This window comes from Phenylobacterium sp., assembly GCF_030693625.1.
GTDB classification, from domain to species: Bacteria; Pseudomonadota; Alphaproteobacteria; order Caulobacterales; family Caulobacteraceae; genus Phenylobacterium; species Phenylobacterium ferrooxidans.
In genome coordinates this window covers 1-12,255 of sequence record NZ_JAUYAF010000054.1, presented here as the reverse complement: position 1 = coordinate 12,255, position 12,255 = coordinate 1, and the positions used below count along the sequence as shown (strand labels likewise).

Annotated in this window: 11 protein-coding genes; 6 read left to right on the top strand and 5 right to left on the bottom strand. The window is 71.0% G+C overall.

From position 1 onward, the window contains the following. Positions 1-344: 344 nt before the first annotated feature. Both Q8N10_RS11455 and Q8N10_RS11450 read right to left on the bottom strand, forming a co-directional pair. Positions 345-1,661 carry a hypothetical protein gene (locus Q8N10_RS11455; RefSeq protein ID WP_304780781.1) on the bottom strand — a complete coding sequence of 439 codons (1,317 nt, stop codon included), beginning with the start codon at positions 1,659-1,661 and terminating at the stop codon, positions 345-347. 17 nt (positions 1,662-1,678) lie between these two features. Further along, positions 1,679-2,020, bottom strand: a complete 342-nt coding sequence (locus tag Q8N10_RS11450) for a helix-turn-helix domain-containing protein (RefSeq protein ID WP_304780783.1) — start codon at positions 2,018-2,020, stop codon at positions 1,679-1,681. Positions 2,021-2,168: 148 nt separating this feature from the next. On the opposite strand from Q8N10_RS11450, the gene Q8N10_RS11445 reads away from it, so the two are divergent. Both Q8N10_RS11445 and Q8N10_RS11440 read left to right on the top strand, forming a co-directional pair. Beyond that, the gene (locus tag Q8N10_RS11445; RefSeq protein WP_304780785.1) at positions 2,169-5,225 is read left to right on the top strand and encodes an autotransporter domain-containing protein; all 3,057 of its coding nucleotides are present in this window, start codon (positions 2,169-2,171) and stop codon (positions 5,223-5,225) included. 13 nt (positions 5,226-5,238) lie between these two features. Continuing rightward, positions 5,239-5,517 (top strand): hypothetical protein, encoded by a 279-nt coding sequence (locus Q8N10_RS11440; RefSeq protein ID WP_304780788.1) that lies wholly within the window; start codon positions 5,239-5,241, stop codon positions 5,515-5,517. Between the two features lie 100 nt (positions 5,518-5,617). Here Q8N10_RS11440 and metW read toward each other — a convergent pair whose 3' ends face one another. Then, complete coding sequence (gene metW, locus Q8N10_RS11435) at positions 5,618-6,277, bottom strand: methionine biosynthesis protein MetW (RefSeq protein ID WP_304780790.1); 660 nt, start codon at positions 6,275-6,277, stop codon at positions 5,618-5,620. Continuing rightward, positions 6,274-7,431, bottom strand: coding sequence for a homoserine O-acetyltransferase (locus Q8N10_RS11430; RefSeq protein ID WP_304780791.1), 1,158 nt, complete (start codon positions 7,429-7,431; stop codon positions 6,274-6,276). The genes metW and Q8N10_RS11430 overlap by 4 nt, the downstream gene beginning before the upstream one ends. 109 nt (positions 7,432-7,540) lie before the next feature. Between Q8N10_RS11430 and Q8N10_RS11425 the strand changes: the two genes are divergently transcribed. The 4 genes from Q8N10_RS11425 (at position 7,541) to Q8N10_RS11410 (ending at position 11,120) form a co-directional block, all read left to right on the top strand. Further along, entirely contained in the window at positions 7,541-8,032 is a 492-nt protein-coding gene (locus tag Q8N10_RS11425; RefSeq protein WP_304780794.1) for a histidine phosphatase family protein, read from the top strand. A 158-nt stretch (positions 8,033-8,190) separates the two neighbouring features. Further along, on the top strand, positions 8,191-8,532 hold the full coding sequence (locus Q8N10_RS11420; protein WP_304780796.1) for a DUF952 domain-containing protein: 342 nt from the start codon (positions 8,191-8,193) through the stop codon (positions 8,530-8,532). Further along, positions 8,529-9,569, top strand: coding sequence for a quinone-dependent dihydroorotate dehydrogenase (locus Q8N10_RS11415; protein ID WP_304780799.1), 1,041 nt, complete (start codon positions 8,529-8,531; stop codon positions 9,567-9,569). The genes Q8N10_RS11420 and Q8N10_RS11415 overlap by 4 nt, the downstream gene beginning before the upstream one ends. Positions 9,570-9,635: 66 nt before the next feature. After that, on the top strand, positions 9,636-11,120 hold the full coding sequence (locus Q8N10_RS11410; RefSeq protein WP_304780800.1) for a HAMP domain-containing sensor histidine kinase: 1,485 nt from the start codon (positions 9,636-9,638) through the stop codon (positions 11,118-11,120). Positions 11,121-11,337: 217 nt separating this feature from the next. Here the strand turns inward: Q8N10_RS11410 and Q8N10_RS11405 are convergent. After that, on the bottom strand, positions 11,338-12,255 hold a 918-nt coding region (locus Q8N10_RS11405), incomplete at its 5' end, for a gamma-glutamyltransferase (protein WP_305663923.1).

The window sequence follows — 12,255 nt, the reverse complement described above, 5'->3', positions numbered from 1 at the left end:
GCGATCTGCCGGATCGACGACCCCGAGCCACGTAGCCGGGCAATCTCGCACCGCTCATCAAGACTGAGCTGCTCGTAGAGCCGTCCCATGACAACACCTCCGCCAATGCAGGGTGTTGCACTTCGTTTGAGAACTCAGGGGTCCCAGCTTCATCCAGAGTTGTCAGCGGTGATCCACGGTCGTGTGGTTCGTGTGGTTCGTGGACAATCTGATCGGTCTTGGCGGTGTCACGGCTGGAAGGCTTGGAACCACGAACCACACGAACCACACGAACGGCGGGTCTTAACCGGAGGCCAGAGGTGGATCTGGGTCCCGGCCTTCGCCCGGGAGGAGCGGGTTTGGAACTAACCCAGCAGGAAGTCGCCTTGCGGCACGGCCACGGGGCTCATCGCCACCACCACGTCCGTCGGTTCCGCCGGCGCCGGAGGGCGCGGGCCGATGCTGGGCAGGTGGCCCACCAGGCCCGCCACGCCCGTGCCAGCCACCATCAGGAAGCCGTCGCCCTGGTTGTCGCCGTCGAGGTCGACCTCGACGCGGAAGCCGGGGAGGGGCGGCGGCATGTGGCCGGGGAAGGTGAAGCCGCGCAGGCCGCTCAGCACGTCGTCCTGGACCGTGGCGTTGATGACACTGACCAGGTGGCCGTTGGCGCCGGCCAGCCGGTCGCCGGCGGTGAAGTCGAGGATGACGCCGAGATCGTGCTGCTGCGGCGGCGTCTCGGGCGCCTGGGCGACCTCGAGAACGAAGGTGTCGTCCCCCGCGCCGCCGATGGCCGCCACCTGGGCGCCCAGGTGAATCTGGTCGTTTCCGTCGCCGCCTTCCAGCAGGTCGGCCTGGCCCGGGCCGGCGCCGCCGCCCGACAGGGTGTCGTCCCCCGCGCCGCCCACCAGGTGGTCAGACCCGCCGCCGCCGCTCAGGCTGTCGTCGCCGGCGCCGCCCACGAGCACGTTGATCCCGTCACCGCCCTGAGGGGCGTTCGCCTGGGCTTGGGCCGCCAGGATCGGGGGCCCGGCCGCTGGGCCGTCCGCCTCTGTGAGGGCCGGCTTGATCTCGTCTGCGGGCGCCTCGGCCTTGGGGGCTTCCTCGGCGAGGGTGGGCGTCGCGCTGTCACCAGGGGTGGTGTCGTCGGCCGGGGCGGCCAGGCGTTCGAAGCGCTGGTGTTCCTCCGCCGCGGCTGGTGCGGCCAGGACAGCGGCGGTGGCGAAGGCGGCCAGAACCGCGGCGCCGGTGTCATGGCCCGTGGGCTCGGGCGTCTCGTGAGCCTGGGCGGTCATGTCGAAGAAGGCGGCGGCCACCACCAGGGCGATGAGGCTCTGGGCCTGGCGGGCGGCCATGGGCACCACCACCTCGCCCTGGCCGTCGCGCCAATCGGCGCCCAGCAGGCGATCGACGGCGGTCCAGAGGGTGTCGTCCTCCTCCACCACGTCGGCGGCGGCGTCATGGATGACGAACTGGCCGTTGATGCGGGCGACGTGGACCAGGACCTCGTCGAATTCGTCAGTGATCACGCACCAGGGGTCGCCGGCGTCGGTGGCCCCATAGACCACGCGCACGTGAATGCCGTCCGCCGCCAGCCGGTCGGCCAGCTCCGACAGCCGCGCGCGCTCACCGGCGGACCAGCCGCCGGATTCGGCGCGGGGCGTGAACGGGACGACGTTGCTCATCGGGGCGGGGCGGTCCTTCAGGTCCCGAAGGCGCGCGGGGCGTCGGGCAAGATCTGGGCGGCGTCCCCGAACAGCAGCCGGTTCAGCTCAGGCTCGTAATAGGCCAGCAGGGTGCGGGCGAAATGGGCGGGATCAAGGCCCACCGCAAGGGCCCAGGCCCCCTGCATCTCGATGGGAACCCGGCCAAGGCCGCTCTCCACCTGCGAGACGAAGGTGTAGTAGCGCATGCCCACCCGCTCGGCGAGTTCGGCCTGGGTCAGGCCCGCGGCTTCGCGCCCAGCCTTCAGCCAGCGTCCCGCCGCCTGCCGCAGGCTCTTGGTGGCCGCCGCGCGGATGGGATCAACCGCAGCTCTGGGCATTGAAATTCAACTCCTGGACCACGCCATCTTGCGGCCACAATCGGACCGATATACAGTTCTTACGAAACACATTCTTACGCGATGCATAACGCCTCGTCGACTACCATAAACATCGACCGCCCCTTCGTCCTCATCTTTCGGATATCCCATGTCGCTTCGTCACCTCATGCTCGCTGCGGCCTCCCCCCTATGCCTGGTCGCCGCGCCCGCCTGGGCCGAGACCGCGATCTCCACGGCGGTGACCACGCCGGTGGCCACGGCCACCGCGGCCAGCGGTGCGCGGGACGACGTGAAGGTCACCTCGGCGGGGTCCATCAAGGTCACCAGCGGCGCGGCCCTGACCCTGAACAGCAACAACAACGTCACCCACGAGGGGACCATTTCGATCTCGGACGCCAACAACGCCACCGGCCTGGCGATCGTCGGCGGCCATACCGGAGAGGTGAAGCTGTCGGGCTCGATCAGCGTCGACGACACCACAGAGATCAAGGACACCGACAGCGACGGCGACAATGACGGGCCGTTCGCCGTCGGCTCCAACCGGGTCGGCGTGCGGGTCACGGGGCCCGCCACCTTCCATGGCTCCATCACCCAGACCGCGGGCTCGATCACCGTGGAGGGCAACGATTCAGCCGGCGTCGCGCTGGAGAGCGCCATCGATGGATCCCTGCAGACCGCGGGGATCATCTCGATGATTGGCGACCGTTCCTATGGGCTGCACGCCCTGGGCACGGTCGGTGGCGACGTGGTGGTGACCGGGAGCGTCACCGCCCAAGGCAAGGACTCCGTGGGCGTGGCCCTGGATGAGAATGTCGGCGGCAAGCTCTCCATCAATTCGGCCATCGGCGCCTCGGGCTTCCGCTCCACGACGCGGGGGACCGACGCGGTGGTGGCCAAGCTGGACGCCGACGACCTGCTGATCGGCGGGCCGGCGGTGCGGGTGCGCGGCGACCTGTTCGGCGGGATGCTGATCGGGTCCTCCGGCTCGGCCAGCGCCTATGGCGCAGCCCCCGGCGTGCTGATCGGGTCGGACACCCGCAATGTCTGGCTGGGCGTGGTGGGGACCGGCGCGGACGCCTTCGGTTTCATGAACAAGGGCACGGTCCAGGGCGCGGGGGTCTATGACGGGGTGTCGGCCGTGGGCCTGAAGTTCGGAGGCCTGGGCCGCACGGTGACCGTCGACGGCGGGGTCTGGAACTCAGGTTCAATCCTGGCCACCGGGGTGAAGGCCAGCGCCACGGCCTTCTGGATGGGGGCCGGCGCCCAGAGCGCCAACCTGACCAACGCCGGGGTGATCAAGGCCACCACCGTCGCCACCGACGCCAACGACATCGCGGCGATCCGCATCGACGCCGGGGCCTCGCTGCCCTACCTGGCCAACAGCGGCTCCATCAGCGCCCTGGTCAGCGGCTCCAGGGCCTCGGCCACCGCCGTGCTGGACGCCTCGGGATCGCTGCGCACCATCGAGAATATCAATTCCGTGGTCGCCACGGTGATCGCCACCGACACCACCCTCCCGGTGACCGGCCGCGCCATCGCCTTCGACCTGCGGGCCAACACCGCCGGCGTGGTGCTGCGCCAGTACGCCAACAGCGACACCGCCATCACCCCCACCATCACCGGCGACGTGCTGTTCGGCGCGGGCGCGGGGCGGCTGGAGTTGCTGGCCGGCGTGCTGAACGGGGCGGTGGCCTTCGGTTCGGGCGCCGACAGCCTGGTGATCAATGGCGGCGCCAGGCTGACCGGGGCGCTCACCGACGCCGGCGGCGGCCTCACCATCGACATCGTCAAGGGCCGGCTGACCGACACCAGCACGGCGGCGGTCAACCTCACCAGCCTGAACCTGGGCGCGGCCGGCGAGCTGGTGTTCACCGCCGACCCCAAGGCCGCCAAGTCCACCCTGTTCAACGTCTCCGGCGCCGCGACGCTCGCCACCGGCTCCAAGATCGGCCTGTCCTTCGCGTCCAAGCTGGAGGCGCCGGCCAGCTTCACCCTGATCAAGGCCGGTTCGCTGACCGCCGGGGCCCTGGACCAGAGCCTGCTGGGGGACACCCCCTTCCTCTACAAGGCCGCCCTGCGGGTGGACGCCCCCACCACCAGCCTGGTGGCCGAGGTGCGCCGCCGCACCGCCGCCGAGGCGGGCATGACCGCCTCGGAAAGCGCGGCCTACGACGCGGTGTTCGCCGCCTTCGACAAGGACGCCGCCGTCCGCGACGCCCTGCTCTCCAAGACTACGCAGGCCGGCTTCCAGACGCTGTACGACCAGTTCCTGCCCGACCACGCAGGCGGGCTCTTCCACACCCTGGCGGCGGCCTCCGACGCCGCGGGCCGCGGCCCGGACGCCGACGCCTCCATGAGCGACGCGGGCGAGGGCTTGAGGGCCTGGACCCAGGAGATCGCGGTGATGATCAAGCGCGACGTGGATCGCTCCACCGCCTATGACGCCGGCGGTTTCGGGATCGCCGCCGGGATCGAGGCCTCCGACACCGCGCTCGGCGCCCTTGGCCTGCAGACCAGCTTCCTCAATGTCGATGTGGACGAGGCCGGCGCCGTGGGCTCGGAATCGCTCTCCGGCACGGTGCTGTCGGCGGGCGTCTACTGGCGCGAGAGCCTCGGCGACCTGACGCTGGGGGCGGGGCTCACCGGCGGCTACGCCTCGATGAAGAGCCAGCGGGTGCTCAGCGAGTCCGGCTTCACCCGCACCGCGGAGTCCGACTGGAAGGGCGCCACGGTCGCCGCCCACGCCCACGTGAACTGGATCCTGGAGGGCGAGACCTTCTACGCCCGGCCCCAGGCCACCCTGGACTACTTCCTGCTGAAGGAGGACGACCGCACCGAGACCGGCGGCGGCGACGCCATGAACCTGGCCATCGACGAGCGCTCGTCCAGCCAGATCGCCGCCTTCGCCGGCGTCAGCGTCGGCGCCAGATTCGGCATGAAGGGCGACTTCCGCTGGGGGCCTGAGCTCACCGCCGGCTGGCGCCAGGTCTCCGGCGACGGGGCGGACGCCACCACGGCCCGCTTCGTCAGCTGCGGATCGGCCTTCACCATCGCGTCCCCGGAACTCTCAGGCGGCGGTGCGGTTGTACGCTTGGCCCTCCGCGGCCAGAGCGACCATGTCGACTTCGCCCTGGAAGGCGGCGGAGAGGTTCGCGACGACTACGAGGCCTACGACGCCCGCATCGTCGCCCGTATGGTGTTCTAAGGCGCTTATTACCATGACCCACCTGGCCGGAGGACTGCTGGCGCTCGCCGCCGTTCTCGTCTGCATTGCTCGGCATACCGCCGCAAAGCCCCCGCTGTGGCGTTCCAAGGTGGCCTTCGTGGGCTCGGTGTCATGCCTGATCGTCGGCGGCGTCCTGGTGGCCCTGGACCCCGCCGCCCTGGGCGAGACCCCAGTGGTGGTCGTCGCGGCCCTGTGCCTGTTCGAGGGCGGCATGGCGCTGATTAGCCTGATGGCGGCGGCCGGCGCACGCCAGCCAAGGTGGCTCGCCTGAGCCACCTGCAAGTTCCCCCCCGGACCCTCATCCCCAACTGTGGGACCCGGACGCCCCCTAGCGTTCCGGGGCCTGGCTTTCGCCAGGGTGAGCGGGCGCGCTATTTCGCAAACAGCTCGCCGTTGCGCACCGAGGGGTTGGCCTCGGCCTCTCCCTTGCGGCTGAGCAGGAAGAGCGCGGTCTCGGAGCGCCAGTTCTCCAGGGCGCGGGTCGGGTCGATGGACCGCGCGGGCTTGCCGGCGTTCAGCGCCGAACAGGCCTCGATCCGCAGGTCCAGGTCGTCGCAGAGCGCGGTGAAGTCGTGCAGGGTGCAGAGGTGGATGTTGGGGGTCGACCACCAGGGCTCGGGCAGGGCCTTGGTCTCCGGCATGCGCCCATTGACCATCAGTGACCAGCGCACGCGCCACTGGCCGAAATTGGGCAGGGACACCACCGCGCGGTCGGCGATGCGCAGCAGCTCGTTCAGCACGTGCCGTGGCTCGCGCATCTGCTGCAGGGTCTTTGACAGGATGGCGTAGTCGAAGGCCTGGGTGGGGAAGTGATCGAGATCGCGGTCGCCGTCCCCCTGCACCACGGCCAGACCGCGCGCCAGGCAGGCCGAGACGCCCTGGCTGGAGATTTCCAGCCCCTGGCCGTCCACCCCCTTTTCCCGGGTCAGCAGCTCCAGCAGCTCGCCTTCGCCGCAGCCGACGTCCAGGACCCGCGAGCCGGGGCGCACCAGGCGCAGGATTTCCTTGAAGTCCTCGCGGGTCGTCCTCACGCGAGGCCTCGCTTCTCGGCGGCCGAGGCCAGGAATCCGCGCAGGGCTGAGTCCAGGGCCGGCTCCTCCAGGAAGATGGCGTCGTGGCCTTTGTCGGTGGTGATCTCGGCGAAGCTGGCGCGACAGCCCGCGGCGTTCAGGGCGCGCACGATGTCTCGGCTCTCGGCCGTGGCGTAGAGCCAGTCCGAGGAGAAGGACAGCACGCAGAAGCGCACGTTGCGGGCCCGCAGGAAGGCGTTGGCCAGCACGCCGTCGTGGCTGGCGGCCAGGTCGAAATAGTCCAGCGCCCGGGTGATGTAGAGATAGGAGTTGGCGTCGAAGCGGTCGACGAAGCTGGCCCCCTGGTGGCGCAGGTAGCTCTCCACCTGGAAGTCGGCGTCGAAGCCCCAGGACAGGCCGTCCCGCTGCAGTTCGCGGCCAAACTTCCGCTGCAGGGCGGTCTCCGAGAGGTAGGTGATGTGGGCGGCCATGCGCGCCACGGCCAGGCCCTTCTCGGGGCGCACGCCCTCAAGTTCGTAGGCGCCGCCGCGCCAGTCGGGGTCGGCCATGATCGCCTGACGGCCCACCTCGTGGAAGGCGATGTTCTGGGCCGAGTGGCGGGCTGCGGCGGCCACGACGATGGCCGAGAACAGCCGCTCGGGATAGTCGGCCGCCCATTGCAGGACCTGCATGCCGCCCATGGATGTGCCGACGACGGAAAACAGCGTCTCGATCCCGAAGGACTCCACCAGCATGGCCTGGGCGCGGACCATGTCGGCGATGGTGATCATCGGGAAGGCCAGACCGTAGGGCTTGCCGGTCCTGGGATCGAGCGAGGCGGGCCCGGTGGAGCCCATGCAGCCGCCGATGACATTGGGGCAGATGATGAAGTGGCGCTCAGGGTCCAGGGGCAGGCCGGGGCCCACCACGGTCGTCCACCAGCCGGGCTTGCCGGTCACCGGATGGGTGGAGGCCACATGCTGGTCGCCGGTCAGGGCGTGGCAGATCAGCACGGCGTTGGTCTTGTCGGCGTTCAGGGTCCCGTAGGTGCGGTAGGCCATCTCCAGGGGGGCCAGGACCGCGCCGGAATCCAGGCGCAGCGGACGGTCGGCCGGCGACCTCCAGGTCCCGCCGTCGGTGGGGGTGGCGAGGGTGGCGTGGCCGACGTCGCTCATGGCCCGCTTGGACCGCCAACCTCTTTCGCTGTCAACCGCTTCGCGTCGGCGGCGAGGCCCGCTATGAACCGAGGTGACTCCCACGCATGGGTGGGGCGACGGAGAGACCATGGACCGGCTGATCCTCCTGCGGCACGGCGAGGCCGAGCGCGACGCCCCCAGCGGCGACGATTTCGACCGGCGGCTGGCGGCCCGCGGGATCGCGGCCTCCGCCGCCATGGGCGCGACCCTGGCCGACCTGGGCTTCTGCCCCGACGTGGCGCTGGTCTCGGCCGCCGCCCGGACGCGGGACACCTGGGAGGCGGTCTGCAAGGCCTTCCCCAAGGCGCAGGTGCGTTTCGAGGACAGCCTCTACCTGGCCGAGCCGGACCGCGTCCGGTCGCTGGCCAAGGCGGCCGGCGCGGCCTGCGGCACGGTGATGGTGGTGGGGCACAATCCGGGCCTGCAGGACCTCACCGTCCAGATGCTCCGGGACGGCGGCGCGCCCCCGGCCCTGATCGCCAAGGCGCAGAACGGCTTTCCCACCGCCGCGGCGGCGGTCTTCCTCTTCGACCACGCCGGGCGCCCGTCCTATGACGGCCTGTTCTTCCCGGGGCGGTGAGCGATGAGAACGATGTCGCGAGCATGCTCCTCCTCTCCCCCCGCCTCTTCGGGGGGAGAGGGTAGGGTGAGGGGGGCTTGCCGGCCTGGCGCTGCGCCGATGGAGAGGCCGCAGACCCCTCACCCTACCCTCTCCCCTGAACAGGGGAGAGGAGGGGTATGACCCGCATCTATAAGATCCTCTCCCGCGCCGAATGGACCAGCGCCGAAGCCTCTGGGAGCTTCCTGGGCTCCGCCGTCGACCTGGCCGACGGCTTCATCCACTTCTCCACGGCCGCCCAGGCCGGCGAGACCGCGCGGCGCTACTTCAAGGACCTGACCGGCCTGGTGGTGCTGGAGGTGGAGGGCGACGACCTGGGGCCGGCGCTGCGGTGGGAGCCGTCGCGGGGCGGGGATCTGTTTCCACACCTTTATAATGTGCTGACCCCCGCCCAGGTTCGGGCGGTGACGGATGCGCCCCTGGGGGCCGACGGCGTGCCGATCCTGGGAGACCTCGCGTGATCCACGACCTGGCCGCCCGCGCCCTGCACGTGCTCGATCCCGAGGACGCCCATGGCGTCACGATCAAGGGCCTGGCCATGGGCCTGGGTCCCCGCGCAGGCCGCGACGATCCGATCCTGGGGACGACGGTGGCGGGGCTGTCCCTGCCCAACTGCGTCGGCCTGGCGCCCGGCTTCGACAAGAACGCCCAGGTGTTTGGCCCCATGCTGGCGGCGGGCTTCGGCTTCGTGGAGTGCGGCACGGTCACGCCGCTGCCCCAGGCGGGCAATCCGCGTCCGCGCCTGTTCCGGCTGACGGAGGACCAGGCGGTGATCAATCGCATGGGCTTCAACAACGAGGGCCTGGAGCCCTTCGCGGCCCGGCTGGCGCGGCGGGGACCCGGGGTGATCGGGGCCAATATCGGCGCCAACAAGGACACAGCCGATCGCATCGGCGACTATGTGACCGGGCTGACCCGCCTGTGGGGCCTGGCCTCCTACTTCACCATCAACATCTCCTCGCCCAATACGCCGGGCCTGCGCGCCTTGCAGACCAAGGCGGCGCTGGAGGAGCTGCTCGGCCGACTGGCCGAGACCCGTGACCGGCTGCCCGCCGAGGGCCTCGTCCCCATGTTCCTGAAGGTCGCGCCGGACCTGGAGGCCGGCGAGGTGGAGGCGATCGTCGAGACGGTGATCGCCAATGGGCTGGCGGGCGTCATCGTCTCCAACACCACCATCGGCCGCCCGGACCTGCGCTCGCCGCATGCCGGCGAGACCGGCGGCCTGTCGGGCGCGCCCCTGAAGGCCCTGGCCCAGCAGATGATGGGCGAGTTCCACGCCGCCGCCGCCGGCCGGCTGGCCCTGATCGGCGCCGGCGGCGTCGCCTCGGGCGCCGACGCCTATGCCCGCATCCGGGCCGGCGCCAGCGCGGTGCAGCTCTATTCGGCCATGGTGTTCGGCGGGCCGGGCCTGGTTCAGCGGATCAAGCGCGACCTGGCCCAGCGTCTGAGGGCCGACGGCTTCGCCAGCGTGGCCGCCGCGGTGGGCGCAGACGGCTAGATTCGCGCATGAGGCGAGCAGACGTCGCGTTGCCGAAAGCCCCACGGTGAAGTAGGGGGAAGGCTCATGGCGGACGCCCCTCAGCCTCAGGCGCCCCCGAGGCGAACCAGACGGCGGTTCTTCTGGCCGGGCGGCCTCTCCGCGCGTCTGCTGATTCTCACCATCCTGTTCGTGGTCTCGGCCGGGGCCCTGGCCCTGCCGCCGGCCCTGGCGGCCTTCGAGGAACAGTGGCTGCTGGACCGGGTCCGCGCCGCCGAACTGGCCACCATCGCCCCCGACGTCGCCCCCGACCGGGTGGTGAGCGAGGCCCTGGCCGCCCAGCTGCTGGAGGGCGCCGGGGTGCAGCGGGTGGCGATCCAGACCGAGGGCATGCGCCGCCTGGTGCTGCAGGGCCCCAAGCTGGAGCGGGCGCCCTATCTCGTGGACCTGCGTGACCAGGCCCCGATCTCCTGGCTGGCGGCGCCGTTCCAGACCCTGCTGGGGGGCGGGGAGGGTCGCATGGTCCGGGTGATCGCCGAGCCCCGCATCCGCAAGGCTGATTTCATCGAGATCGTCGCCCCCGACGCCGTGCTGAAGCGCGAGCTGACCCGCTATCTCTGGCAGCTGCTGCTGATCATGGCCTTCGTGGCCACCGTGGCCGGCATCCTGGTCTATCTGTCCCTGGCCTTCTTCCTGGTGCGCCCGATGCAGCGCATCACCAATGCGATGGAGCGGTTCCGCGCGGACCCGGACGATCCGGCCTCGCACCTTGATCCCTCCGGGCGCCGCGACGAGATCGGCCGCGCCGAGGTGGAGCTGGACCTGATGCAGGCCGACCTGCGGGTGGCGCTCAATTCCCGCGCCCGGCTGGCGGCGCTCGGGGAGGCGGTGGCCAAGATCAACCACGACCTGCGCAACATGCTCACCAGCGCCCAGATCGCCTCGGAGCGGCTGGCGGCGTCCCGCGATCCCAAGGTGGCCCAGGCCCTGCCGCGCCTGGAGCGCGCCCTGGACCGCGCCGTGAAGCTGGCCACCGACGTCCTGGTCTATGGCAAGACCCAGGAGGCGGCGCCCGACATCAGCGCCATGCCCTTCGCCCCGGCCCTGGAGATGGCGGCGGAGGAGGCGCGGCTCTCCGACGACAGCGTGCGGCTGGAAACCCTTATCGATCCCGCCGACCAGGTCATCGCCGATCCCGACCAGCTGCACCGCATCGTCGCCAACCTGCTGCGCAACGCCCGGGAGGCGATCGAGGCGCAGGAGGGCCGCACCGCGCCCGGCGTGGTCACGGTCTCCCTGAGCCAGGCCGAGGGCGCGACCCTGATCCGCTTCTCCGACAATGGTCCAGGGGTGTCCAAGCGCGCCCAGGAAAAGATCTTCCAGCCCTTCGCCGGATCAAGCCGGCCCGGTGGGGCGGGGCTGGGCCTGGCCATCGCCCGCGAGCTGGCCCAGGGGCACGGCGGCGACCTGACCCTCGCCGAGACCGGCGAACAAGGCTCGGTGTTCGAGCTGCGCCTGCCGGGCGCGCCTCCACAGCTGAAGACCAAGCGGGCGCGGGCGAAGGGGGCCTGATCCGCTCCTCCCGGCGACGGCCGGGACCCAGATTCACTTCCAGCCACCGAGCTCGATCACCCTCGTGTGGTTCGTGGACAATCTTGATCAGCCTCGCGGCGTCGCGGTCCGACGAATTGGAGCCACGAACCACACGAACAGGGGTCCTGATCGACGCTCCAGGATGATCTGCGTCCCGGCTTCGCCGGGAGAAGAGTTGGTGAGCTGCGAGCGCTGACTACGGCGCCTTGGCCACGCCCTCGCGCCTCGGGTCGGCCGCGCCCATCAGACCCGTCGGAGTCATGACGATGGCGTGCAGGCCGGAATCCTCGCCGCCGCCGGGCTTCAGGGTGACGCCCTTGGCGGCCAGGGCCTCCACGACGCCGGCCGGGAACTTGGCCGGTTCGGCGGCATAGGCGTCGCCGCGCGCGATCAGGTTGGGCAGGGCGATGGCCTGGTCGATGGGCAGCTTCCAGTCGAGGAAGGCCACCAGGGCTTTCAGGTTATAGGCCAGGATCGCCGAGCCGCCGGGAGACCCCACGGCGGCGACGAACCGGCGGTCCTTGTCCAGGACCACGGCCGGGGCCATCGACGAGCGGGGACGCTTGCCGCCCGCCACCGCGTTGGCCGCCGGGACCCCGTTCTTGTCCTTCGGAGCGAAGGAGAAGTCGGTCAGCTGGTTGTTGAGGAAGAAGCCGTTCACCATCCGGCCGTTGCCGAAGATGCTCTCCACCGTGGTGGTCATGGAGACGGCGTTGCCCGCCGCGTCGACGATCACCAGGTGCGAGGTGCCGCCGGGCTCGACCGTGGCGTCCGGCGCGCGGACGCCGGCGCCCCTGGGCGTGCCGGGGCCGGGCGCGGGGCCCGCGATGTCCGGCGCGATCATGGCCGCGCGCGTCGCCGCATAGGCGGGGTCGAGCAGGCCCGCCGTGGGCACGTCCACGAAGTCCGGATCGCCCATATAGCGGTCGCGGTCGGCGTACATCAGCCGGCTGGCCTGGGAGAACCGGGACCCGCCCTGGGCGTCGTTGGGATGGGCGGCGATGTCGGTGTGTTCCAGGATGGCCAGGCCCTCCAGCACCGCGGGGCCGCCGGAGGGGGCCGGGGGGGTGCAGACCAGATAGACGCGGAACGGTCGGCAGGTGGCGTCGGTGAC